Genomic DNA, 23,891 nt, shown 5'->3' with positions numbered 1-23,891 from the left:
CCGCGCCGCCGTGCGAAGGCAGTGTACGAGGCGACCCTAAGAAGTTGCCTAGAAAACTACTTGCTACCGGGCAGACCGTGAGCCGAACGTGACCGTCGCCTCATTGCCCGGCCCGGTCCGTACGGTCACGCCGTACCCCTCCGCGTGCAGCAGCACCGCCAGCTTCTCCGCCACCACCCCAACCGTGACGGGTTCGTCGCCGAACACCGAGACAGCGTTGTCAACAACCGACAACCGAACCCCTTCGACCTCGTTCAGCAACCCGGACCAGAGCGCCGGATCGGCCTCCCGCGGCCCATCCGGTGCCTTCCGGGCCAGTACGGCGGCCCGCGCCGCCTCCCGCGTACCCAAACTGAACATGTCGCGCTCGGCGTCGCGTACGAGCGCCCGAGCGCCCGGACCGTGTTCGCCGACCGCAAGCACCGCGTCGTCAAGACCGCGCAGTACGGCAACCGGTACGCCATCGGCCTTGCCCTTGACGAGTTCACTGGCGCTGGCGATCTCGTCCGCGAGCGCGGGCTCGGTGACGGAAAGTACGTTGCCGTGGCTGTCCGTCGTACCGCGCAGGTCCTCGACGACGCGTACGCCCGCGGCGCCGATCGCCAGGTCCGTCTGGCCGTTGCGCCACGGCCGGCCGAGGGTGTCGGTGATGACGATGCCGACGTTGACGTCGTACCGCTCCTTCAGCGCCGCGCGCAGTTGCCGCGCGGACGCGTCCGGGTCGACCGGCAGCAGCAGGACCGTTCCGGGCGCGGTGTTCGACGTATCGGTCCCGGCGGCCGCCATCACCAGGCCGTGCCGGGTCTGCACGATCCGGGTGTCGCCGCGGTGCGCGACGACCCGGACGAGCTCGGCGTCGACGGCTTCGCGACGGGTCCCGTACGTCAGCCTGCCCTCGGCCTTGCTGACGATCTTCGAGGTCACCGAGACGACGTCGCCGTCGCGCAGGTCGGTACCGTCCGCGATCAGCGCGGCCAGGTCCTGGCCGGCCACTACTTCGGGCAGTCCCGTCACCGGGAAGATCTCCAGGTGTTTCCTCATCGCCGCACGGCCTCCGCGAGGGTCAGTGCCGCGTCAGCCATCGCGGCGGTGGTGGTCTCGTCCGTCATCCACAACGGCACCGCCTGGACGTGAATTCCGGCACCGGCGATCGAATCCGCCTGCATCGCGTCCGAACTGTCGATCAGCCAGCCGTCCAGTACGCCACCGGACGCGCGCGAACCGTAGTACCGGGCCACTGCCGACGCGGTGGCGGCCACTCCGACGGTGGCGAGCACCTTGTCGGCCATGCCGCGGACCGGTCCGGTGCCGATGATCGGTGACAGTCCGATCACCGGTGCGGCCGTTTCGCGTACGGCGTCGCGCACCCCTGGTACGCCGAGGATCGTGCCGACCGACACGACCGGGTTGGACGGCGGCACGATCAGTACGTCGCAGTCAGCGATCGCCTCCAGTACGCCAGGCGCCGGCTTGGCCTTGTCCTGACCAACGGCAACGATCTGATGCGCCGGGACCTCGGCGTGGTACCGGACCCAGTACTCCTGGAAGTGAATGGCCTTCCGCTTCCCGGGCTGTTCCGGGTCGTCCACTACTACGTGCGTCTCGATCCGGTCGTCACTCATCGGCAGCAGCCGGACCGGCAGCTTCCAGCGGCTGCAAAGGGCCTCGGTGACCGCGCTGAGGCTGTAGCCGGCGTCCAGCATCTGCGTACGGACCAGGTGGGTGGCCACGTCCCGGTCGCCGAGCCCGAACCAGGTCGGCTCCACGCCGTACTCGGCGAGCTCCTCCTTGATCACCCAGGTCTCGTCCTCCCGGCCCCATTTCCGTTCCTCGGAGATCCCGCCACCGAGCGTGTACATCACGGTGTCGAGGTCCGGGCAGACCCGCAGACCGAACAGGGTGATGTCGTCCGCGGTGTTCCCCACGACCGTGATCTCGGCGTCCGGCCGGGCCTTGATCAGGCCGCGGAGGAAGCTGGAACCGCCGATACCGCCGGCAAGCACTGTGCATCGCATGGGAAGAGTCTGCACGAGTCGTCAATGAGGCGGACCACCGCACGACTATGCTGCGGTGGGTCAGAAGCATCCGCACAGCTCAGTTGTACGGCCCCCCAACATCCGAGGAGCCCTCGTGGTCACCGACGCAACCAAGAAGCTCAAAGAGCCGGTCGCGTACATCTTGCTCGCATTCGCCGGCCTGCTCGCACTGGCCTCGCTGATCCGGCTGTTCGTCGGCGGTGCCGGATTCACCGCCGCGGCCAGCATCGTCCAAGGCGTCATCACCCCGACCACGGTGTCGGGCCTGGTGATCGTCCTAGCGCTGGTCGGCTCCGTCTGGCTGGTGAACGAAGGGGAGCGGACCCCGAACGCGCGGACCGTCGCGCTCGCCGCCCTCGTCATCACCGGTGTGACCGCGCTGGTCGGGCTGATCGCCGCGTTCGCCGGTTTCAACGAGAGCAGCACCGCCGGTATGAAGATCGTCGGGTTCATCTACTCGATCGGTGGCCTGGCACTGTACGGCGCGGCCGGTCTGTACATCCTGAAGACCTTCCAGGCGCTGCCGGCGCCGGTGCGGGCGCCGAAGCCGGGTCAGTTCCAGCAGCAGGGACAGCACGGCCAGTCGGGCGAGCAGTACGGCCAGACCGCTCCGTACGGTCAGCAGCAGGGCTATGCGCAGGGCCAGCAGGGCTACGGTCAGCAGGGTCAGCAGGGCTACGGCCAGCAGGGCCAGCAGTACGGCGGCCAGTACGAGCAGGGTCAGGGCCAATACGGCGGGTACGCGGCGGCTGGTGCGGCCGGCGGGTACGCGGCGGGTCAGGGCGACCAGCAGCAGTGGCCGCAGGAACAGCAGTGGGGCGACCAGGGCCAGCAGCAGGCGTGGTCCGCTGGTGCGGCCGAGAACGAGCACTCCGGTCAGCACGCCGCTTCGCAGGGCGCTGATCAGGGTCAGCAGGCCTGGTCCGCCGAGGGTCAGGGCACTGAGCCGACGCAGGCGTGGAGCTCCGAAGGCCAGCAGCAGTGGGGTGGCCAGGACGCGGCCCAGCAGGGTCAGCCGGGGCAGCATGGCCAGCAGGCCCAGCAGTGGCCGCAGGAGCAGCAGTGGGGCGCCGACCAGGGCCAGCAGCAGTGGAGCGGCCAGGAGTACGACCAGCAGGCTCAGCAGCCCGCTCAGGCCGAACAGCATGGCCAGGAGTACGGCCAGCAGGCCCAGCAGGCCCAGCAGCAGGAGCAGGCCTGGCCGCAGGAGGAGACTCCGGCAGCCGAGCAGCAGCAGCCGGCCGCGGAACCCGTGCAGCAGCAGGGTGAATCGGCTGACGAGACCCGGGTCGACCAGCGCGCCGACCAGGACAAGAATGACCCGAATCAGCCGGGTCAGGGTCAGCAGGGCTGGTGGTCCCAGCCTTCCTGACAAGGCAACTTCACGAGTAGCAAGCCTTTACCGTGGCCGTCGGGAAAATTCCGGCGGCACCGGGTTTGAGGGTGGGCACGCAGCGCGAGAGGCCTGTATCTACAGGCCTCTCGTTCTTTTGCGGGCATGTTGCGGATGATCCCAATAGCAGAGCACGGCTTGACTTTCGTGGATTGCAGGAATGTAATTTCAACCGTGTCGTTCGTTGGACACTCGGTATCGGGGACCGTTGCAGAGCGCAGGACGGACGAGGTCAGGCATGTGGACCGCAAACCCACATGTACAGGGGAACGAACAGGGTCGAGGAGGTCGTACCGTGACAGAGCTGATGGCGATTGTCGACGGTGAGGCGATCGAGGAGGAGCCGAACTGGCAGGAAAGGGCGCTGTGTGCCCAGACCGATCCAGAGGCTTTCTTCCCGGAGAAGGGCGGTTCCACCCGCGAGGCGAAGAAAGTTTGCCTCGGCTGTGACGTCCGGGGCGAGTGCCTCGAGTACGCGTTGCAGAACGACGAGCGCTTCGGGATCTGGGGCGGCCTGTCGGAGCGGGAGCGCCGGAAGCTGAAGAAGAAGGCCGTCTGACGGACGGTCACCGACACAATCCACAACGCAGACTTCCGCGAGGCCCTGGACGATCAGTCGTCCGGGGCCCGCGGCTTTTCCACCGCTCCGGCGGCGGCTGTATGGTGATTCCTCGCCGGGACCTGCGGTCACGGTGACCGTCCGCAAGCATCGAGGTGTCACAGCTCCGCATGGAACAAGAAGCCCCGGCCGGCTGGGAATTCTTCGACTCCGTCGATTTCCCGACCGACCACATCGACGACCCGATGGGTCGACCGCGGGTCCGGCATGTCGTCACCGCGGTGGTGGTGGGGCACGAGGGCGCGGCCTGGCTGCCGCGGCTGTCCGAGGCACTGTGGGCGCTGAACCCACGCCCGGACCGGCTGATCGCGGTCGACACCGGATCCACCGACGAGACCGCCGAGCTGCTGGCCGCGATGCCGGGCGTCGAGCCGGTGGTCAGTGTCTCGGCCCGGACCGGCTTCGGCGTCGCGGTCGCGCGCGGCCTGGAAACGCACGGTTTCGCGCCGATCCCGAGTGCCGTCGGTCCGTACGGTGACGACGGGCACATGCCGGTGGTGGAGTGGCTGTGGCTGCTGCACGACGACTGCGCGCCGGCGCCGCGGGCGCTGGAGCAGTTGTTGCTCCAGGCCACTATGTCGCCGAAGACCGGAGTCTGGGGCCCGAAGCTGCGGCTCTGGCCGCGGGACCGGGAGCTGCTCGAAGTCGGAGTGACGACTTCGCTCGGCGGCCGCCGCGACACCGGGATCGAGAACGGCGAGCTCGACCAGGGTCAGCACGACCAGCCGCGGAACGTGCTCGCGGTCAGCTCCGCCGGCATGCTGGTCCGTCGCGACGTCTGGGAGGCGCTGCGCGGTTTCGACCCACGGCTGCCGATGTTCCGCGATGACATCGACTTCGGCTGGCGTGCCAGCCGCGCCGGGTACCAGGTGGGCGTCGCGCCGGACGCGGTCGTCTACCATGCCCAGGCCGCAGCCACCGGCGAGCGCGCGCTGGCCGGCACCAGGCGGCACGCGTACCAACTGGACCGCGCACACGCGTACTACACCGTTCTGGCGAACGCACCTGGCAAGCTGCTGCCGTTGCTGATGTTGCGGTTCCTGCTCGGCACGCTGATGCGGTCGGTGTGGTTCCTGCTCGGCAAGACACCGTCCGGTGCCGTCGACGAGTGGACCGCGCTGCTGGGCACTCTGCTGGCCGGTGGCTGGACCCAGGCGCGCAAGAACCGCCGCAAACTGGACAAGGTTCCGTACGAGGACATCAAGGGACTGTTCTCCCGGTCCGTGCACGCATTGCGGCACAACCTGGAGGAAACGACCAGCACCATCTCGGAGCGGATCCGTGAGGCCTGGGCGGACGAGCCGGAAGAGCAGGTCGTCACCACCGCGCGCCGGGCCAAGTCCACTGCGCGGGTAGCGGTCGACCAGCCACGCTGGCGGCGTCAGCTGATCCGTCGGCCGTTCCTGGTCGCGTGGGTCGTGCTGGCGATCGGTGCGGTCATCTCGGCTCGCGACCTGATCGGTGGCGGCGTGCTGCGGTCGCAGCTGCTGCTACCGGCACACGAGAACCTGTCTGCGCTCTGGCATGCCGCGGCGGCCGCTCCGCCCGGTGTGACGCCGCCTGCTTGGCTGGCGCAGTTCTGGGCGTTCTCCGCCGTGCTGTTCGGACCGACCGGTGCAACGAACATCCTCCTGCTCGGAGCGGTTCCACTGGCCGGGCTGGCTGCTTGGGCGTTGCTCCGTGCCTTCGTCGTCGACCGGATGGCACGGGCATGGGGCGCCACGGCGTACGGGCTCGCTGTCTTCACGAACGGTGCGATCACGCAGGGGCGGCTCGGGACGTGTGTGGCGGCGATTGTGCTGCCGCTGCTCGGTGCGGCCGTGCATACCGTGGCAAGGCGGCGGCGCGTGGTCGTGCAGGGCAGCTGGCGGGCCGCGTGGTTCGCCGGGATCTGCCTAGCCGTGCTGATTGCATTCACTCCGGCGCTCGGGCTGCTGGTTGCGGTCATCCTGGCTGTTGGTGGCGTCTTCGGGCTCGGGTGGCGCCGGCAAGGGCGCCAGCTGGTGTTCTCCGTCGTGCTGGGTCTGCTGCTGGTTCTGCCGTGGACGATCGACCTGGCACGGCATCCGTGGAAGCTGGGGCGGGAGGCGGGTGGTCCGCCGACCACCGCGATCGGGCCGGGCGACAGCCTGCCGCACCTGCTGACCGGTACGCCGATCGGTGCGCCGACGCCGTGGTGGTTCGCCGTACCGCTGATCCTGGTCGCTCTGCTGAGTCTGTTGCGCTCGTCGCGGCAGCGGTACGAGCTGCTGGGTTGGTTCGCCGCACTGGCCGGTCTGACCGGGACGCTGATCTCCAGCCGGCTGGGTGGCGGCAGCGGTCCGTTGATGTTCCTGATGACAGCCGGCTGGGTCATCGCGGTGGCAGTTGCCTGGGACTCGGTAGGCAAGTCCACCGAGATCATCGTCCAGGGCGTGCTGGGGATCGTGCTGCTGACCAGTGTGGTGACAGCTGGGTTCTGGCTGGTGCGTGGCACGGACGGTCCGCTGTGGCGTGGTCCCGCGCAGGACCTCCCCGCGTACCTGGTGTCCGCGCAGGACCCACCGGACGACCAGTCCATCCTGGTGGTGCGCAAGTCGCCAGGTGGGCAGATGCGGTTCTCGCTGGTCAAGGACGGCGGACCGCGGATGGGGTCACTCGAGGCGGCGCCGACCTCGGCCCAGAGCAAGCCGATCACTGACGTACTGGCAACCCTCGGTGGTGGCGGTAGTGGTGAGGAGGGCCGGCAGCTGGCCGGTCTGGCCATCGACTACGTGTACCTGCCCGGTCCGGTGGACCCGACGCTGCAGGCCACGCTCGACTCACTGCCCGGTCTGACCAGGGCCAGCGCCGACGACGGTGACGCGTCCTGGCTGGTGGACCGGTCGAAGATCGAGGGCAAGACCCCACTGGTCGATCAGACGCATTCGGTCTGGCGCTTCTTCGGGCTGCTCGCGTGGATCATCGCGCTGGTGTTCTGCCTGCCGACAGTCCGCCGTACCGTCGCCGTACCGCAAGGCACGCACGCTAGGAGGGACCCGCGGTGAGCCGGTTGCTGTCCGACCCGCGGCTCCGCATCGGAGCCGTTGTCGTCGCCATGGCCGCGCTGGCCGGCCTCGGCGTAGTCACTGACCCGGCGTCACCCGACACTCGTGCCCAGGCCGCGGTGACCGAGCCATCGCGCACTGTCGTGAACCGGACCGCGCTGGCCTGCCCAGTGCTCGCTCCCGGCGGCAAGATGGCCAGCGTGGTGAACGCGGTGTCGCCGACGCTGCCCGACGACACGCCAAGTGCCTCCGGTACCTCGCAGCCGTTGTCCATCACGCCACTGCCCACCACCTCCGCCCCAGCCGGCTCGTTACTCGTACGCGGCAAGATCGGTTCGACTACGCCGACCCAGGCGCCACTACCGCTCTCCATCCAAGGTGCTGGTCCGCTGGCCGCGGGCACGGTCGGTACGGCCACGACGACCGCCAAGGACGGGGTGAACGCCGGTATGGCCAGCGTCCCGTGCCAGATGCCCGGTGCGGACTTCTGGTTTGTCGGTGCGTCCGGTGCGAGTGACCGGCGCGACGTACTGGTGCTGACCAACCTGGACAGCATCAACGCCGAGGTCAACGTCAGTGTGTACGCGCGCACCGGTGCGCAGGACCTGCCCGCGACGCGCGGCATCGTCGTGCCTGCCCGCGGGACCGCGGAGGTGTTCCTCAAGGAGGTCACGCCGAACCTGCGGGACGTCGCCCTGCACGTGGTGTCGACCGGTGGACGAGTGGCAGCCGCAGTACGCTCCAACGCTTCGAACGGGACTCAGCCGGCCGGTGTGGACTGGCTGAACCCGTCCGCACCGCCCGCGACCAAGGTGTTCGTACCTGCGGCCGCACCGGGCGCCGGGCTGCGCATTCTGTCCGTGGCGAACCCCAGCGACCTGCAGGCAACGGTCAGCCTGACGGTGAACGGGCCGAACGGGTCGTTCAAGCCCGCCGGCCTGGAGACCGAGCTGATCGAAGCCGGTTCGGTGCGTACGTTCGTGATGGACCCGACCCTGCACGGCGACGCCAGTGCCGTCACCATCACGTCGGACCAGCCGGTCACCGCCTCGATGCGGATGTCCGATGCGAAGAAGACCGACTTCGCGTCCATCGGCTCGGCCGAGGCACTGACCGGGCCGGCGTACCTGGTGCTGCCGGCGCATCAGCAGCCGGCCGTACTGCAGGTGACCGCACCGGGGAAGACCGGCAGCGTGAAGTTCGAGCTGCGGGACGCGGTCGGACGGGTGCTTAGTACGCGGGCGCTGGACGTAGTGGGTGGAGCGACGACGCAGATCGCGTTCGCGTCGCAGCCGCGTGCGACGTACCTGATGGTGCAGCAGACGCGGGGGACCGTGGTGGCCGGTGTCACGCTGATGCCTGCCGCGAAGCCTGACTCGGACAGTACGGCAGAGGTCGCGGCGTGGCCGTTGAACACCTCACTGGTGTTCCGCGCGCAGCTGGGCGCCCAGCCGGACGTCAGCGCCGCACTGCGCTAGCTAGCTGAGTAGTTGGTTCAGCCTTCGGAGGTGTTGGCGCCGGGGTCCTGCAACATGCGCAGATGGCCCCGGCGAGCTACCTCGACCGGTGCGCCCGGAGTGCCGGCCCGCGGTTCGCGGGGTGGCAGCGGGCGAGCGGCCTCGCGCACCGCGTTCGCCAGCGCTTCCAGATCGTCCGAGGACGGTCCGGCCGCGGCGGGGTCCGGAGCGAGCCGGATGACTTCCCATCCGTTCGGCGCGGTCAGGCGGTCGGCATGGTCGGCGCACAGGTCGTAGCAGTGCGGCTCGGCGTACGTCGCGAGTGGACCGAGTACACAAGTCGAGTCCGCATAGACGTAGGTGAGCGTCGAAACAGCCGGCTTCTGACATCCGGCGCGCGAACAGGTCCTGGCGATGCTCACGCACAGACGTTACCCCCACTAGGCTGAGCGCGTGACCGAGGCTCGCCGTCATCGCAGGCACATCGACCGCCACGGCCGCGGCATGCTCGGCCCGATCAGCCGGCCGAGCAAGTTCGCGCCGCGGGGTCTGCCGCTGCAGCGCTCGGCCGCTGCCCAGTTCGACGAGGTGGTCGCGATCGAGGTGACCCGGCTGGAGAAGCGGCTGCCGCAGGTGGTCGCCCGGGTCGAGTTCGCGATCGAGGACGTCCCCAACCTGGACCTGGACGCCACCGAGATCCCGCTCACCCATGCCACCGGCGGCACGTCGCACGAGCCGTACCGGATCGTCGTCTTCCGCCGCCCGATCGAGCTCCGCGCCGAACGCTCCGGCGCCGCCCTCGCGTGGCTGGTCCGCTCCGCGCTCGTGCTCGAGCTGGCCGACGTGCTGGCGCTCTCCCCGGAGCAGATCGACCCGGACTTCGACACCGACGACGACTGAGCTCGCGCCTCGGCGGTCGCCGTGACCGATCTGTTATAACTCGGGCAATCCTGTGTCCGAACGTGTTCCGTAGTGTGGGAACAGGTTTGTGACCTTCGTTGTCATCGGGAGAGGATCGTGTCTGTGAACGATCAAAAACTGCGGGTCGGAGTTGTCGGTCTGGGGTTCGCCGGGCGGACCGCGCTGGAGGCGTTCTCCGAGCTGCCGGACGTCGAGGTGATCGCGCTGGCCGGGCTGGAGAAGGACACGCTCACCAGCCTGGGCGAGAAGCACGGCGTACCGCATCTGTACGAGAAGTGGGAGGACCTGCTCGCGACGCCGGGGCTGGACGCGGTCAGCATCGGTACGCCGACGCAGCTGCACGCCCCGATCGCGCTGGCGGCGCTGGCGAAGGGGCTGCACGTCCTGTCCGAGAAGCCGCTGGCCCGTACGGTGGCGGAAGGCACCGCGATGGTCGAGGCGTCGAAGCAGGCCGGCCGGGTGCTCAAGGTGGTGTTCAACCACCGGGAGCGCGGTGACGTCGCGGCGCTGAAGCACCAGATCGACGAGGGCCGGCTGGGCCGGATCTACTACGCGAAGGCGCACTGGATGCGTCGCAACGGCATCCCGGGCATGGGTGGCTGGTTCACCAACCGGGAGCTGTCCGGTGGCGGTCCGCTGATCGACCTGGGCGTACACATCCTGGACATGGCACTGCACCTGATGGGTGAGCCGCGGATCAGTACGGTGTCCGCGGACACGTTCGCGGAGCTCGGGCCGCAGGGCAAGGGCAGCGCGACCACGCCGGATCGACCGACCGTCGACACGCTCGGGTCGAAGTTCGAGGTGGAGGACCTGGCCACCGCGTACCTGCGCCTGAAGGGTGGCGGCGCTCTGCAGCTGGAGACCAGCTGGGCCACGTACCGGGCGCCGGGCGACAACTTCGGGATCGAACTGTTCGGTACTGAGGGCGGCGCCAAGATCGACGTCCAGAACTACACCACCGAGGACACACTGCGGATCTTCACCGACGTGGCCGGCGTACCGGCCGAGGTGAAGCCCGCGACCGGCGCCGGGCTCGGTCACCGCGCGGTGGTCCGGGAGTTCGTCCGGATCGTCCGCAGCGGTGAGTGGGAAGGCCAGAACGGGTCCGAGGCGCTGCTCCGGACCGAGATCATCGACGCCTGCTACGCCTCGGCGAAGGCGGGACGAGAGGTTGTACTCCATGACTGAACCGATCCGCGTCACGGTCTGGGGCGAAAACGTCCACGAGGGTCGCGACGAGACCGTCCGCAAGGTCTACCCGGACACCATGCACGGCACCATCGCGGCCGCGCTCCGGGACAAGCTCGGCGCCGACGTGGTGGTCCGGACCGCCACGCTGCAGGACCCGGAGCACGGTCTGACCGAGGAGGTGCTGGCCGACACCGACGTACTCACCTGGTGGGGTCACGCCGCGCACGGTGACGTCGACGACGCGGTGGTCGAGCGCGTACAGCAGCATGTGCTCTCCGGGATGGGCCTGATCGCGCTGCACTCGGCGCACTTCAGCAAGATCTTCATCAAGCTGATGGGTACTACCTGCTCGCTCGACTGGCGCGCCGAGAACGACCGGGAGCTGATCTGGACGGTCGCCGCCGGGCACCCGATCGCCCAGGGCATCCCGCACCCGCTGGTGATCGAACGGGAGGAGATGTACGGCGAGCTGTTCGACATCCCGCAGCCGGACGAGCTGGTCTTCGTCAGCTCGTTCTCCGGCGGCGAGGTGTTCCGCTCCGGCTGCTGCTACCGCCGCGGTCAGGGCCGGGTCTTCTACTTCCGCCCGGGCGACCAGGAGTACCCGACGTACCACCAGCCGGAGATCCAGCAGGTGCTCGCCAACGCGACCCGCTGGGCCGCGCCGGTCGTCCCGCGCCAGCTGCCGACGGTCCACCACCGCAAGGACACCGGCTGGTTCGAAAGGGCCTAAGGAGGGTGTCTGCAACACAGTGGCTGGGGTGGGCCGGATAGGGTCCACGCATGGTTGACGTTGCGGCGATCTTCAAGGCGTATGACGTACGGGGGGTAGTCCCGGACCAGCTGGACGAGTCGGTGGCCCGGGCGACCGGTGCCGCGTTCGTCGAGGTCCTGGACGTGCTCGCCGGACCTGGGGCGGTCGTGGTCGGGTACGACATGCGGCCGTCCAGCCCCGCGCTGGCAGCCGCCTTCGCCGAGGGAGTGACCAGTACCGGTGCCGATGTGATCGACATCGGTCTGGCCTCCACCGACCAGCTGTACTTCGCGTCCGGGCGGCTCGACCTGCCCGGCGCGATGTTCACCGCCAGCCACAACCCGGCCAAGTACAACGGGATCAAGCTGTGCCGCGCGGCGGCTGCCCCGGTCGGCGCCGACTCGGGGCTGCGGGACATCGCCGACCTGGTCGCCAAGGCGCTGACCGAAGGCCCGGCGACCGGCTCCGCCTCCGGGCACGTGACCCGCAAGGACCTGCTCACGGCGTACGCCGACCACCTGCACGACCTGGTGGACCTGAGCGGCATCCGGCCGCTCACCGTGGTCGTGGATGCCGGCAACGGGATGGGCGGTCACACCGTTCCGGCGGTCTTCGCGGACGGCCCGGTGACGATCATCCCGCTGTACTTCGAGCTGGACGGCAACTTCCCGAACCACGAGGCGAACCCGCTGGACCCGAAGAACCTGGTCGACCTGCAGGCGAAGGTCCGCGAGACCGGCGCCGATCTCGGCCTCGCCTTCGACGGTGACGCCGATCGCTGTTTCGTGGTCGACGAGCAGGGCGAGCCGATCTCGCCGAGCGCGATCACCGGCGCGGTCGCGGTCCGCGAGCTGGCCAAGCACCCCGGCTCGACCATCCTGCACAACCTGATCACCTCCAAGGCAGTGCCGGAGCTGGTCAGCGAGCACGGTGGCGTCCCGGTCCGGACCCGGGTCGGGCACTCCAACATCAAGCAGAAGATGGCCGAGACCGACGCGGTGTTCGGCGGCGAGCACTCGGCGCACTACTACTTCCGCGACTTCTGGCGGGCCGACACCGGCATGCTGGCCGCGCTGCACGTGCTGGCCGCACTGGGTGAACAGGACCGCCCGGCCAGCGAGCGGTTCGCCGAGTACGAGCGGTACGTGGCGTCCGGCGAGCTCAACAACACGGTCGCCGACCAGGCCGCTACGGTCGCGGCGATCGAGGACACTTACGCTGGCGGCGACGGAATCAGCGTCGACCACCTGGACGGTCTGACCGTCTCGGCGGGACAGTGGTGGTTCAACGTCCGTGCGTCGAACACCGAACCGCTGCTGCGACTGAACGTCGAGGCCGCGGACCGGGCCACGATGGAACGTGTCCGCGACGAAGTACTGGCCCTGATCACCGGTGCATCGGTGGAGGAGAACTGAATGGCAGTCAATCTGGACCCGGACCTGCTGAGCATCCTGGTCTGCCCGAAGTGCCGCTCGGAGTTCCGGGTGGACAACGAGGCGAACGAGCTGATCTGTACGAACGCCGCCTGCGCGCTGGCGTATCCGGTGCGTGACGACATCCCGGTGCTGCTGATCGACGAGGCCCGGGACACCAGGGAACCCGCCGCGACGGAGAACTGATGAGTTTGTTCGACGACACGCGGTTGGATGACCCGGGCGCACTGCAGGCGGCGGATCACCTGCTCCGGCGGCTGGCGATGGCCGGTGCGCGGGTGCGGGCCGAGCTGGAAGCATCCGCGGACGTACTGTCCGGGCTGACGTCGGACGGCTTCCGTCCGCGCGCGGTGGTGGCCGTTGGCCGTGACGCCCGGCTGGTCCGGGCGGTGCTGGAGCCGGTCTGTCCGGTTCCGTTCCTCGCCTGGCCCGGTCCGGGGCTGCCCGGCTGGACCGGGCCGCTGGACCTGGTTGTCGTACTCGGTGGCGCGTCCGAGGACTTGGACGCGATCTCCGCGACCGGCGAAGCGGTGCGACGTGGTTGTGGCCTGATGGTGGCTGCACCACCTGACTCGCCGGTAGTGATCGCCTCGGCCGGTCTGCGGCACGCTATCCGGCTGCCGTCCCAGTCCGACGACCAGCTCGCCGCAGCAGTAGCCGTGCTCCAGGCACTGCACCAGATGGAGCTGGGGCCGGAGGTGGACCACAAGTCGGTCGCCGCGGTGCTGGACGACGTAGCCATCGAGTGCTCGCCCAACAACGACGTAGCGTCCAACCCGGCCAAGGACCTGGCTCTGGTATTGGCTGACGCACTGCCTTTGGTCTGGGGCGGTTCGGTGCTGGCCGCGCGTGCAGCACGCCGGGTGGTCGAGGCAATCCGGTTGGCCAGTGGCCGTCCGGCTCTGGCCGCGGACGCCGGCCACCTGCTGCCCGTACTGAACCAGCCGCCTCGTGACCTGTTCGCCGACCCGTTCGACAAGCCGGAGGAGCTGCGGCCCGCTCTGGTCATCCTGGACGACGGCGTGGAGGAGGTGGCCGAGCAGCGCCGGAAGCTGGAGTCGAAGGCACAAGCGCATGACGTCCGCGTACACACCGTGACGCAGGCCAATGGCACTGACATCGCGCGGTACGCGGCGTTGACGCAGCACGGCCGGTACGCCGCGGCGTACCTGGGTCTGGGACTCGGCCGGTACGGTACGGCGACCGACAGCGACCCGTTCGAGCAGGGGAACCCGTCGGAGGACCCAGCGTGGTAGTCCGGCTGCAGAACACCCTCCGCGACTACGCCTGGGGATCGCGGACCGCGTTACCTGAGCTGCTCGGGGTGGAGCCGGACGGCAAGCCGCAGGCCGAGCTGTGGATGGGCGCGCACGAGTCGGCGCCGTCGGTGCTGCCGAACGGTGACACGCTGTACGACGTGGTGTCCGCCGACCCGGCCGCGGTGCTGGGGGAGGAGACCGCCGAGCGGTTCGACGGCCGGTTCCCGTTCCTCGCGAAGCTGCTGGCGGCCGGGCAGCCGTTGTCGATCCAGGCGCACCCGTCCCGCGACCAGGCGATCGACGGGTACGCGCGGGACGAGGCGGACGGGATTCCCCGGAACGCGGCGGACCGCAACTACAAGGACGCCTGGCCGAAGCCGGAGATCCTGATCGCGCTCGAGCCGTTCGACGCACTGGTCGGTTTCCGGCCGCTGGAGCGTACGGTGGCGCTGCTCGACGCGCTGGCACCGACCGGGTTCACCGAGCTGACGAACCAGCTCCGCGACGGGAAGCTCCGTCAGGCGTTCACGGACTTCATGAGCACCGACCGGGACACCATCCGGCCATTGGTCGGCGCGCTCGGCGAGGCGGTCGCGCAGTACACCGGGGATGCGTTCGCCCTGGAGCGCGAGACGCTCGCGAAGCTGTGCGCGGACTTCCCGGACGATCCCGGCGTACTCGCCGCGCTGTTGCTGAACCGCGTCCGCCTGGAGCGGTTCGACGCGGTGTACCTGCCGGCCGGGAACGTGCACGCGTACTTGCACGGGCTCGGTTTCGAAGTCATGGCCAACTCGGACAACGTGTTGCGTGGTGGACTGACCAGCAAGCACGTCGACGTACCCGAGCTGGTCTCGGTGGTGGATTTCGAGCCGCTCGAGGACCCGGTACTGACCGCGACGGACGCCGGTTTCTACGAGACCGGGTGCGAGTACTTCGCCGTTCAGCGGGTGGATCTGGCGGGTGCCGAGCGGGCGGTCGACGGCGCCGGGCCGCGGATCATCGCCTGCGTCGACGGGGCTGTCGAGGTGCTCGGCCAAGAATCTGCTGAGAGCTTGTCCGCGGGCCAGTCCGGGTTCGCTTCCGGACCCGAAGGACCCTGTATCTTGCGTGGTTCCGGCACGGCGTTCGTCGTGTCCGCACGCTGATTACCGGAGGAACAGAACACCATGGCTGGTGGCGGGAACAAGGCCGTAGTCGCGGCTTTGCTGGCGAACACCGGGATCGCGATCACCAAGTTCGCCGCCTGGGGACTGACGCTGTCGGCCTCGATGCTGGCCGAGGCGATCCACTCGCTCGCCGACGCGGGCAACCAGGTGCTGCTGCTGGTCGGCGGCAAGCGGGCCAAGCGCGCGGCCGACGAGCTGCACCAGTTCGGTTTCGGCCGGGAACGGTACGTGTACTCGTTCATCGTGTCGATCGTGCTGTTCAGCGTCGGCGGTCTGTTCGCGCTGTACGAGGGCTATCACAAGGTGCACGACCCGCACGGGATCGACAGCTGGAAATGGGTACCGGTCGTGGTGCTGGTGCTCGCCATCGTGATGGAGAGCTTCTCGTTCCGGACCGCGATCGTCGAGGCGAACAAGGTCCGCGGCAAGGTTCCGTGGGTGAAGTTCGTCCGGAACGCCCGCGCCCCGGAGCTGCCGGTGATCCTGCTGGAGGACTTCGCGGCGCTCACCGGTCTGGTGCTGGCGCTGATCGGCGTCGTCCTGACCCTTGCTACCGGCAACGGTGTGTTCGACGGCCTGGGCTCGATGGCGATCGGCGCGCTGCTGGTCTGCGTGGCGATCTTCCTGGCGATCGAGATGAAGTCGCTGCTGCTCGGCGAGTCCGCGACCCGCGAGTCGCAGCAGCGGATCGTGGCGGCGATCGAGAACACCGTCGGCGTGCAGCGGATGATCCACATCCGGACCCTCCACCTCGGCCCGGAAGAGGTACTGGTCGCGGCCAAGGTCGCGGTCGAGCCGACCTCGGATGCTGCCGTCGTGGCCCGGATCATCAACGACGCCGAGCACGCGATCCGCGAGGCCGAGCCGATGAGTCAGCACATCTACCTCGAGCCGGACATCTACGTGGAGAACTACGTCCGCGAAGACCGCCCAGCCGTCCCCGAGGCCCCGTCCCACTGACGCCCCCGGCTCGCCTACGGCCCCCGGCGCACCAACGCGCTGCCCCTGCTTTCCTTTCCCTCTTCGGATCAGCGCGGTTTCGGCGGCAGTACACCCGAGCGCCCCAGCCACCTGAGGGCGCGCTCGCGGTCGATCTCCGACTGAGTCGGCGGTGCGGACAGCCGTCCGGTGCGGTAGCCGAGGTTGCGGATATCGGCCGCGACCGACGGCTCGGCGAGCGCGCGCAGGGCGAAGGCGAGCGCGGCCGGCGTCACGTCGTACCGGCGTTCCAGATCGAGCGCGAGCTGGACCGCGGCCAGGTCGCGCTCGTCGTACTGGCGCTGGGCGGTGTGCTCCGACCGGGACCGTGGCAGCAGCCCGAGCGCCTCCCGGTAGCGCAGCATGCGCGGAGTGGTACCCAGCTGGCGAGCGGCCTCGGTGATGCGCATAGCATCAATCTTGACATTTCGGTGTCAAAAACGCGCCTGGAGCGATCAAACCGCGTGGCTCGGCCCTCTACGCTCAGGTGCGTGTCAATCACAGTTTCAGGCAAAGTCTTCAGGGGAGCGGCATGACGTTCGACTACAAGGTGGCGGATCTCGGCCTGGCCGAGTTCGGGCGCAAGGAGATCCGGCTGGCCGAGCACGAGATGCCCGGCCTGATGGCGATGCGTGCGCAGTACGGCGAGAGCAAGCCGCTGGCCGGCGCCCGGATCATGGGTTCGCTGCACATGACGATCCAGACCGCGGTACTGATCGAGACCCTGGTGGCACTCGGCGCCGAGGTGCGCTGGGTGTCCTGCAACATCTTCTCCACCCAGGACCACGCGGCCGCCGCGGTCGTCGTCGGCCCGGAGGGTACCGCCGAGTCGCCGGCCGGTGTCCCTGTGTTCGCCTGGAAGGGCGAGACGCTGGAGGAGTACTGGTGGTGCACCGAGCAGGCGCTGACCTGGCCGGGCGAAGGCCCGAACATGATCCTGGACGACGGTGGCGACGCGACCATGCTCGTCCACAAGGGCACCGAGTTCGAGAAGGCGGGCGCCGTACCGGACCCGTCGACCGCTGACTCCGAGGAGTACGGCGTCGTCCTCAAGCTGCTCACCCGCTCGCTGGCGGAGTCGTCGTCGAAGTGGACCACCATCGGTCAGGGCATCAAGGGTGTCACCGAGGAGACCACCACCGGCGTGCACCGGCTGTACGAGATGCACAAGGCCGGCGCGCTGCTGTTCCCGGCGATCAACGTCAACGACTCGGTGACCAAGTCGAAGTTCGACAACAAGTACGGCTGCCGGCACTCGCTGATCGACGGCATCAACCGCGCCACCGACGTACTGATCGGTGGCAAGGTCGCGGTCGTCTGCGGGTACGGCGACGTCGGCAAGGGCTGCGCCGAGTCGCTGCGCGGTCAGGGCGCCCGGGTGATCGTCACCGAGATCGACCCGATCTGCGCGCTGCAGGCGGCGATGGACGGGTACCAGGTGTCGACCGTGGACGACGTGGTCGGGATCGCCGACATCTTCGTCACCACCACCGGCAACAAGGACGTCATCACCGCCGACCACATGGCCGCGATGAAGCACCAGGCGATCGTCGGCAACATCGGCCACTTCGACAACGAGATCGACATGGCCGGGCTGTACAAGACGCCGGGGATCGAGCGGATCAACATCAAGCCGCAGGTCGACGAGTTCCGCTTTCCGCCGGAGGCGAGCAAATCGCAGAGCGCCGACGGTCACACGATCATCATTCTGTCCGAGGGGCGACTGCTGAACCTCGGCAACGCGACCGGGCACCCGTCGTTCGTGATGTCGAACTCGTTCACCAACCAGGTACTCGCGCAGATCGAACTGTTCGTGCGCACGGCGGAGTACCCGACCGAGGTGTACGTCCTGCCGAAGCACCTGGACGAGATGGTCGCCCGGCTGCACCTCGACTCGCTCGGCGTGAAGCTGACGGAGCTGACGAAGGAGCAGGCCAACTACCTGGGCGTGCCGGTTGAGGGCCCGTACAAGGCTGAGCACTACCGCTACTGAGTACTCGCGACCTGGCGCCCCACCCGTTGGTGGGGCGGTTTCGCGTTGCGGCGGGTTGGCCTTACGACGGGTTGCCGGGGCGCTGGCGTCAGCGGATGGCGGCGATCAGGTGTTTGTCGGCTACCTGGCCCAGGACCGCGACCTCTTGGAAGCCTGCCTTGCGGAAGGACTCCAGGGTGTCGGTGAGGGTGATGTCGCGGGTGGTCGCGCGGTCGGCGAAGCGCTCGGCGCGTACGGCCAGGAGGTCCGTGAACGCGGGCTCGGCGGCGGCCGCGGACCACCAGGTTTCCCAGTCCTCGACGCCGTTCGCGTGCGAGTCCGACCAGATCTGATTGCGCAGGTCGACGGCGAGCGCGTCCAGGCGTGGTACCTCGGCCGGGCCCAGGCGCATGGTGTCCGCGTTGAGGAAGACGCCACCTGGGCGGATGCGGCGCGCGAGCGTACGCGCCAGGTTTTCGAGGTCGGCGGGGTCCAGCCAGTGCAGTGCCGTCGCGGAGCAGACCGCGTCCACCGGGGCGTCGCCTAGTACCGCGTCCCAGTCGGCGGTGCGCAGGTCTGCTTCGGCGAACCAGGCGCCGGGCACGGCGTTGCGCGCGATCTCCAGCAGGAACGGGTCCAGGTCGACGCCGATCACCTCGGTGCCGGGGAATCGCCGCAGGGTGCGCGCGGAGATCGAGCCTGGGCCGCAGGCGAGGTCGACGAATCTGTTGGGTACGCCGGTGAGCTTCTCGACGATCGTGAGCATCAGCTCGAACTGCTCGTCCCGGTCCGGCAGGTAACCGGCCTGCTGGTCATCCCACCGGTTCAGCCAGTCACTCCACGCTATCTGCGACATGGTCGCAAGAATAGTTCAGGTGGTGGGCGCTAGGACCACTGGCCGGAGTCACCACTGGCCGGAGTCACCGCTGCCCGGGGCAGCCCAGCCTTGCGCGTTCACGGTGACAGGCCGGCTCTGCTGCCCGGGCGTAGCGGGCGGCGGGAAGGGGGCTGGAGCGGGCGGAGGGGGCAGCTGCGCCCCGTACGGGCTGGGCGGGGCGAACGGGCCGGCGGGGATCGTGTACGGCGCGGCGAGGGCGTTGGGCGGGGCGTACGGCGCTGCGGGTGCGTTGGGCGGCGGGGCGTACGGCGTGAAGGTGGCGGGTGGGGCGAAGGGGCCGGTGTGGAGGGGGCGTTGGGTGGAGAGGCGGTGGAGTTCGCGGCGGCGGCGTTCGGCCAGGACCGCGGACAGGTAGGCCGGCGCGATCAGCTGCGCCGGCGGCGCTGGTGCGGTTACAGCAGCGACCCGCGCCGCCAGCGCCTCACCGAGCGCGATCTGCGCGCCCGGCAGCAGCTCGGTGTACCGCGCCAGGTAGTCACGTGTCGCGTTCGCCAACTCATCCGACAGCCGCGACAGCTCAAGCGACTGCGCCCACTGCACCAGGTGACCAGGTACGAACAGCGGCGGCGACGCCATCGCCTGATGCCGTTCGCGGATGACGACCGTACCGGCGACCATGTCCCCGATCCGCTTCCCTTGCTTGTTCATCAGGCTGGCCACGATCCCAGGGCTAGCCGCGAACCACGGCGCGAAGTCCACAAAGAACCACAGCAGCGTACGCACCAGCGCGTGCCGGAACCGGATCGAGCTGCCGTCGTCCCGTACGACCTTCAGCCCGAGCACCATCTTCCCCAGCGTCCGCCCACGCGTCAGTGTCTCCATCACTACCCGGTAGCCGATCACCACGACCAGCACGACGATGAAGATCAACGCGAACGCCAGTGCCTCACTGGACTCGCCACCGAGCAGGAATCCGGCCAGTAGCGAGATCAGTACGACCAGTACGATTCCCTGCAGGATCATGTCGATCGCACACGCCAGCGCCCGCGTCGGCATCCGGGCGATCCGTACCTGGAGAACGACTGCTTCACCGGTGACCAGCTGAGACACGACGTCGCCCCCCTCCTGCGCAGACACTCGGTCCGGCTAGTCTGCCAGCGCAAGGAGCCAGCCGGGCAGCGGAGGTGTACCAGTGGACGTCGAAGCGTTCGTTTCCGTGCACCAGCCGCAGTGGGATCGCCTGGCGTACCTGACGCGTCGCCAGCGCCGTCTGTCCGGTGCGGAGGCCGATGAGCTCGTCACGCTGTACCAGCGCGTCGGTACGCACCTGGCCGCGCTCAGGGCGGCCGGAGCGGACCCGGTGTCGATCGGTCGGCTCTCCGGACTGATCGCTGACGCCCGGGGCGCGGTGACGGGTGCGCAGGCGCCGGTCTGGCGGGACATCTCCAAGTACTTCCTGGTCAGCTTCCCGGCCGCGCTGTACGTGTCCAGACGCTGGTGGCTCGCCATCGGCCTGCTGTTCTACCTGGTCGCCGCCTGGACCGCCTGGCGGGTGCTGGCGCATCCAGAGGTGGTCGACTCGATCGCCACGCCGGACCAGGTGAAGCAGCTCGTCAACCACGACTTCGAGTCGTACTACTCCGACAACCCGGCGCAGGACTTCGCACTGCGCGTCTGGATCAACAATGCGACGATCAGCGCCGCGGTACTCGCGCTGGGCATCCTGATCATCCCGTCCATCCTCATCCTGTGGGACAACGCGCTCAACCTCGGTCTGAGTGCCGGTCTGATGATCAGTCACGACAAGGGCGGTCTGTTCTTCAGCCTGATCACTCCACACGGTCTGCTCGAACTGACCGCGGTCTTCATCGCTACCGCGGCCGGTCTGCGGCTGGGCTGGTCCTGGGTGGTACCTGGCGCGCGTACGCGTATGCAGGCGCTTGCCCAGACCGGACGCGCCACGATCGGGATGGCGATCGGCCTCGCGGCAGTGCTGCTGGTCACCGGCCTGATCGAGGCGTTCGTGACACCGTTCCTGCCGGCCGCGGTCCGGGTCACTGTCGGCATTCTGGCCGAGCTGGCGTTCTTCACGTACGTCTGGACGCTCGGCCGGCGTGCGCACCGACTTGGTGAGTACGGCGATGTGGATGAACTCGACCGCGAGGCAAGCGCACCGGTCTCGGCCTGACCACTAGGGCCTGATCCTGTTTCCGTAGTGGGAACCAGGAAGCGTGAGCACCGCCCAGGAAGTGAGGCACACCCGCGCGTACGGTCTGGCGATCACACTTGCTCTCGGCTTCGCCGCTTTTGGTGGCTATGCGTTCAGCTGGTCCCGCAACGCCCGCAAGTAGCAGGGTTCGGTGGATCAGGCCGGTAGGTCGCGCCGACGGAGGCCGATCAGGCCGGCGGCGCCGACGACGGCGGTGATCGCGAGCAGGATCAGCAGCGGGCCGGGGGAGACATCGCCGCCGGGAAGCGACGGGAGATGCGTGAACGGGGAGATGTCGCGAACCCACGCGGCGGTCGCGACACCGGCGCTGACCAGTCCGATCAGGATGCACAGCGCCGGGCCGGCCCACGACACCATCGACAGCCGCGGGACGAATCCGAAGATCGCGATCGTGATCGCGGCGAGTACCCAGACCGCGGGCAGTTGGGTGAGCGCGGCCGCGACCAGGCGCGGCAGCTGCCCGCCGACATCGCCGATCGCCAGGCCGTACGCGATGCCCTCGGCGACTCCGGCCGCCAGCAGCGCGACCGCCGGACCGAGCAGGCTGAAGACCAGATGGCTCGCGGCCCATTGCCAGCGGCTCGTCGCGGTCGCCAGTACCGGCTCGGCGCGACCGCTGGTTTCCTCGGCCCGTAGCCGCAGCGTCGCCTGCACCGCGTACGCCGACGCGATCAGCCCGACCAGAGTCATCACGCCGGCGAGGAACGAGTCGATCAGCCCGGCCGCGCCGCCCATCCGCCGGAACACGTCCTGAAGCGTCGCGTCGTCACGCATCAGGTCGCCGACGCCCTTCGCGACCCCGCCGAACAGTAAGCCCAGCAAGGCGAATCCGGTCGTCCACGCCAGCAGCAGCCCGCGGTGCAGCCGCCAGGCAAGCGCGAGCGGCGACCCGAGGTTGCCCTCCGCGGGACCCGGCTTGTCCGGGAGCAGGCCGGCGCCGACGTCCCGCCGTACCGAAAGCGCCACGGCGGCACCAATCAGCGCGACGGTTGCTGCCAGCACGATCCCGCCGAGCCAGAAGCGGTTCTCGCCGTACGGATGGATGCGCTGCGCCCAGCCGATCGGCGACACCCACGACAGCCACGCAAGCGGTCCGTCGGTGTGCTCGCTGGTGTCGCCGGCGGCTCGCAGTACGTACGAGGCGCCGAGCACACTGATCGCGATTCCCCGGGCCGTACCGGCGCTCGCCGTCAACTGCGCCGCGACCGCGCCGACCGCGGCGAACAGCCAACCGGTTCCGGCGTACTCGATGCCTAGGGCAATCGATCCGCCGAGTGGCAGGTTCTGGCTTTGCATGCCGAAGGCAAGGAGTACGCCGAGCACCAGGTTCGCGCCGAGTACCGTCGTCAAGGCCGCCGCCAGCTGTGCGTGCCGTCCGATGACAGTTGCCCCGAGCAACTCGCGACGACCGGATTCCTCCTCGACCCGGGTGTGCCGGATCACGGTGAGCAGGCTGATCAGCCCGACCATCACCGGTACGAATCCCAGTCGCCACGTCACGAACTCACCAAGACCGGAGCCGGACAGCTCTCCGTACAAGGTGATGAAGCCGGCGTTGCTCGCGTACTTGACCCGGGAGTCCGGCGTCGGAAACAGATCGCCGTACTGCTTCACGTAACTGACCGAGATCGCGACCAGAAGCACGATCCACAACGGCATCACGATCCGGTCCCGGCGCAGGATCAACCGGATCAGACCGCCCGTACCGGACAGGGATTTCATTTCACGGCCTCGGGTTCGTACAGCCGCAGGAACAGTTCTTCCAGCGAAGGCGGCTGGCTGACCAGGCTGCGTACGCCGATCTCCGTCAACCGGCGCAGCACCGGATTGATCTCGTCGGTGTCGACATCGAACCGCACCCGGCCGTCGTCGACGCGGAAGTCGTGTACGCCGGTCAACTGAGCCAGGCCGTCCATCGACCCGGCCAGCTCGGCCTGGATCGACGTACGGGTCAGGTGCCGCAGCTCCGACAACGTACCGGTCTCCACCGCACGGCCCGCGCGGATGATCGTAACCCGGTCGCACAGCGCCTCGACCTCGGACAAGATGTGGCTGGACAGCAGCACCGTACGCCCCTCGCGGTCGCTGATCTCCTGCACGACCTCACGGAAAACCTCCTCCATCAACGGATCCAGGCCCGACGTGGGTTCGTCGAGGAACAGCAGTTCGACGTCCGACGCGAACGCCGCGACCAGCGCGACCTTCTGCCGATTGCCCTTCGAGTACGCCCGGGCCTTCTTCTTCGGATCCAGATCGAACCGCTCCAGCAGCTCGGCCTTCCGCTTCTTGTCCACCCCGCCGCGCATCCGGCCGAGCAGATCGATCGCCTCGCCACCGGACAGATTCGGCCACAGCGTCACGTCACCCGGCACGTACGCGAGCCGCCGGTGCAGGTCGGTCGCGTCCGCCCACGGATCACCGTCGAGCACCCGCGCCGTACCGCCGTCGGCCCGGGTCATCCCGAGCAGAATCCGGATCGTCGTCGTCTTCCCCGCGCCGTTCGGGCCGAGGAAACCGTGCACTTCACCGGTTCGTACCTCCAGGTCGAGGCCGTTCAGGGCGTACGTACGCCCGAACCGCTTGACCAGACCTTCCGTGCTGATCGCAGCCGGCAT

The 23,891-nt window shown here is 68.8% G+C and carries 22 protein-coding genes; 14 read left to right on the top strand and 8 right to left on the bottom strand.

The window, feature by feature from the left end; genetic code table 11:
• Positions 1 to 63: 63 nt before the first annotated feature.
• Positions 64 to 1,041 carry a coenzyme F420-0:L-glutamate ligase gene (locus HDA44_RS19060; protein ID WP_184836287.1) on the bottom strand — a complete coding sequence of 326 codons (978 nt, stop codon included), beginning with the start codon at positions 1,039 to 1,041 and terminating at the stop codon, positions 64 to 66.
• Positions 1,038 to 2,015 carry a 2-phospho-L-lactate transferase gene (gene cofD, locus HDA44_RS19055; protein ID WP_184836285.1) on the bottom strand — a complete coding sequence of 326 codons (978 nt, stop codon included), beginning with the start codon at positions 2,013 to 2,015 and terminating at the stop codon, positions 1,038 to 1,040. Before cofD ends, HDA44_RS19060 begins: the two co-directional genes overlap by 4 nt.
• A gap of 115 nt (positions 2,016 to 2,130) precedes the next feature.
• Between cofD and HDA44_RS19050 the strand changes: the two genes are divergently transcribed.
• The 4 genes from HDA44_RS19050 (at position 2,131) to HDA44_RS19035 (ending at position 8,552) form a co-directional block, all read left to right on the top strand.
• A complete protein-coding gene (locus HDA44_RS19050; RefSeq protein ID WP_184836283.1) occupies positions 2,131 to 3,408 on the top strand; it encodes a hypothetical protein in 1,278 nt (425 codons plus the stop codon).
• A gap of 328 nt (positions 3,409 to 3,736) precedes the next feature.
• Positions 3,737 to 3,988 carry a WhiB family transcriptional regulator gene (locus HDA44_RS19045; RefSeq protein WP_020389877.1) on the top strand — a complete coding sequence of 84 codons (252 nt, stop codon included), beginning with the start codon at positions 3,737 to 3,739 and terminating at the stop codon, positions 3,986 to 3,988.
• Positions 3,989 to 4,158: 170 nt separating this feature from the next.
• On the top strand, positions 4,159 to 7,074 hold the full coding sequence (locus tag HDA44_RS19040; protein ID WP_184836281.1) for a glycosyltransferase family 2 protein: 2,916 nt from the start codon (positions 4,159 to 4,161) through the stop codon (positions 7,072 to 7,074).
• Positions 7,071 to 8,552 carry a DUF5719 family protein gene (locus HDA44_RS19035; protein ID WP_184836279.1) on the top strand — a complete coding sequence of 494 codons (1,482 nt, stop codon included), beginning with the start codon at positions 7,071 to 7,073 and terminating at the stop codon, positions 8,550 to 8,552. The genes HDA44_RS19040 and HDA44_RS19035 overlap by 4 nt, the downstream gene beginning before the upstream one ends.
• A gap of 17 nt (positions 8,553 to 8,569) precedes the next feature.
• Here the strand turns inward: HDA44_RS19035 and HDA44_RS19030 are convergent, their stop codons facing one another.
• Entirely contained in the window at positions 8,570 to 8,953 is a 384-nt protein-coding gene (locus HDA44_RS19030; RefSeq protein WP_184836277.1) for a DUF3499 domain-containing protein, read from the bottom strand.
• A 31-nt stretch (positions 8,954 to 8,984) separates the two neighbouring features.
• On the opposite strand from HDA44_RS19030, the gene HDA44_RS19025 reads away from it, so the two are divergent.
• The 8 genes from HDA44_RS19025 (at position 8,985) to HDA44_RS18990 (ending at position 16,218) form a co-directional block, all read left to right on the top strand.
• A complete protein-coding gene (locus HDA44_RS19025; RefSeq protein ID WP_337906137.1) occupies positions 8,985 to 9,431 on the top strand; it encodes a metallopeptidase family protein in 447 nt (148 codons plus the stop codon).
• A 123-nt stretch (positions 9,432 to 9,554) separates the two neighbouring features.
• A complete protein-coding gene (locus HDA44_RS19020) occupies positions 9,555 to 10,643 on the top strand; it encodes a Gfo/Idh/MocA family oxidoreductase (protein WP_184836275.1) in 1,089 nt (362 codons plus the stop codon).
• Complete coding sequence (locus HDA44_RS19015) at positions 10,636 to 11,379, top strand: ThuA domain-containing protein (protein ID WP_184836273.1); 744 nt, start codon at positions 10,636 to 10,638, stop codon at positions 11,377 to 11,379. Before HDA44_RS19020 ends, HDA44_RS19015 begins: the two co-directional genes overlap by 8 nt.
• Positions 11,380 to 11,429: 50 nt before the next feature.
• Positions 11,430 to 12,815: a phosphomannomutase/phosphoglucomutase gene (locus HDA44_RS19010; RefSeq protein ID WP_184836271.1), complete on the top strand. Its 1,386-nt coding sequence runs from the start codon at positions 11,430 to 11,432 to the stop codon at positions 12,813 to 12,815.
• Positions 12,816 to 13,019 carry a Trm112 family protein gene (locus HDA44_RS19005; RefSeq protein WP_184836269.1) on the top strand — a complete coding sequence of 68 codons (204 nt, stop codon included), beginning with the start codon at positions 12,816 to 12,818 and terminating at the stop codon, positions 13,017 to 13,019.
• Positions 13,019 to 14,089 (top strand): SIS domain-containing protein, encoded by a 1,071-nt coding sequence (locus tag HDA44_RS19000; protein WP_184836268.1) that lies wholly within the window; start codon positions 13,019 to 13,021, stop codon positions 14,087 to 14,089. The genes HDA44_RS19005 and HDA44_RS19000 overlap by 1 nt, the downstream gene beginning before the upstream one ends.
• On the top strand, positions 14,083 to 15,237 hold the full coding sequence (gene manA, locus HDA44_RS18995) for a mannose-6-phosphate isomerase, class I (RefSeq protein ID WP_184836266.1): 1,155 nt from the start codon (positions 14,083 to 14,085) through the stop codon (positions 15,235 to 15,237). The genes HDA44_RS19000 and manA overlap by 7 nt, the downstream gene beginning before the upstream one ends.
• A 21-nt stretch (positions 15,238 to 15,258) precedes the next feature.
• Positions 15,259 to 16,218, top strand: a complete 960-nt coding sequence (locus HDA44_RS18990) for a cation diffusion facilitator family transporter (RefSeq protein ID WP_184836264.1) — start codon at positions 15,259 to 15,261, stop codon at positions 16,216 to 16,218.
• Positions 16,219 to 16,286: 68 nt separating this feature from the next.
• Here HDA44_RS18990 and HDA44_RS18985 read toward each other — a convergent pair whose 3' ends face one another.
• On the bottom strand, positions 16,287 to 16,646 hold the full coding sequence (locus tag HDA44_RS18985) for a MerR family transcriptional regulator (protein ID WP_184836262.1): 360 nt from the start codon (positions 16,644 to 16,646) through the stop codon (positions 16,287 to 16,289).
• Positions 16,647 to 16,768: 122 nt separating this feature from the next.
• On the opposite strand from HDA44_RS18985, the gene ahcY reads away from it, so the two are divergent.
• Entirely contained in the window at positions 16,769 to 18,229 is a 1,461-nt protein-coding gene (gene ahcY / locus HDA44_RS18980; protein WP_184836260.1) for an adenosylhomocysteinase, read from the top strand.
• Between the two features lie 88 nt (positions 18,230 to 18,317).
• Here the strand turns inward: ahcY and HDA44_RS18975 are convergent, their stop codons facing one another.
• Both HDA44_RS18975 and HDA44_RS18970 read right to left on the bottom strand, forming a co-directional pair.
• The gene (locus HDA44_RS18975) at positions 18,318 to 19,064 is read right to left on the bottom strand and encodes a class I SAM-dependent methyltransferase (protein WP_184836258.1); all 747 of its coding nucleotides are present in this window, start codon (positions 19,062 to 19,064) and stop codon (positions 18,318 to 18,320) included.
• Between the two features lie 48 nt (positions 19,065 to 19,112).
• Positions 19,113 to 20,156 carry an RDD family protein gene (locus HDA44_RS18970; RefSeq protein WP_337906135.1) on the bottom strand — a complete coding sequence of 348 codons (1,044 nt, stop codon included), beginning with the start codon at positions 20,154 to 20,156 and terminating at the stop codon, positions 19,113 to 19,115.
• An 82-nt stretch (positions 20,157 to 20,238) separates the two neighbouring features.
• Here HDA44_RS18970 and HDA44_RS18965 point away from each other — a divergent pair, with 82 nt between their 5' ends.
• Positions 20,239 to 21,234, top strand: a complete 996-nt coding sequence (locus tag HDA44_RS18965; protein WP_184836256.1) for a stage II sporulation protein M — start codon at positions 20,239 to 20,241, stop codon at positions 21,232 to 21,234.
• A gap of 177 nt (positions 21,235 to 21,411) precedes the next feature.
• Here HDA44_RS18965 and HDA44_RS18960 read toward each other — a convergent pair whose 3' ends face one another.
• Both HDA44_RS18960 and HDA44_RS18955 read right to left on the bottom strand, forming a co-directional pair.
• Positions 21,412 to 22,998 carry an ABC transporter permease gene (locus HDA44_RS18960; RefSeq protein WP_184836254.1) on the bottom strand — a complete coding sequence of 529 codons (1,587 nt, stop codon included), beginning with the start codon at positions 22,996 to 22,998 and terminating at the stop codon, positions 21,412 to 21,414.
• Complete coding sequence (locus tag HDA44_RS18955) at positions 22,995 to 23,891, bottom strand: ABC transporter ATP-binding protein (RefSeq protein WP_184836252.1); 897 nt, start codon at positions 23,889 to 23,891, stop codon at positions 22,995 to 22,997. The genes HDA44_RS18960 and HDA44_RS18955 overlap by 4 nt, the downstream gene beginning before the upstream one ends.

Origin of the sequence: Kribbella solani, from assembly GCF_014205295.1 — a bacterium.
In the GTDB taxonomy this organism is placed as follows: domain Bacteria; phylum Actinomycetota; class Actinomycetes; order Propionibacteriales; family Kribbellaceae; genus Kribbella; species Kribbella solani.
This window is presented reverse-complemented; position numbering and strand designations above follow the sequence as displayed.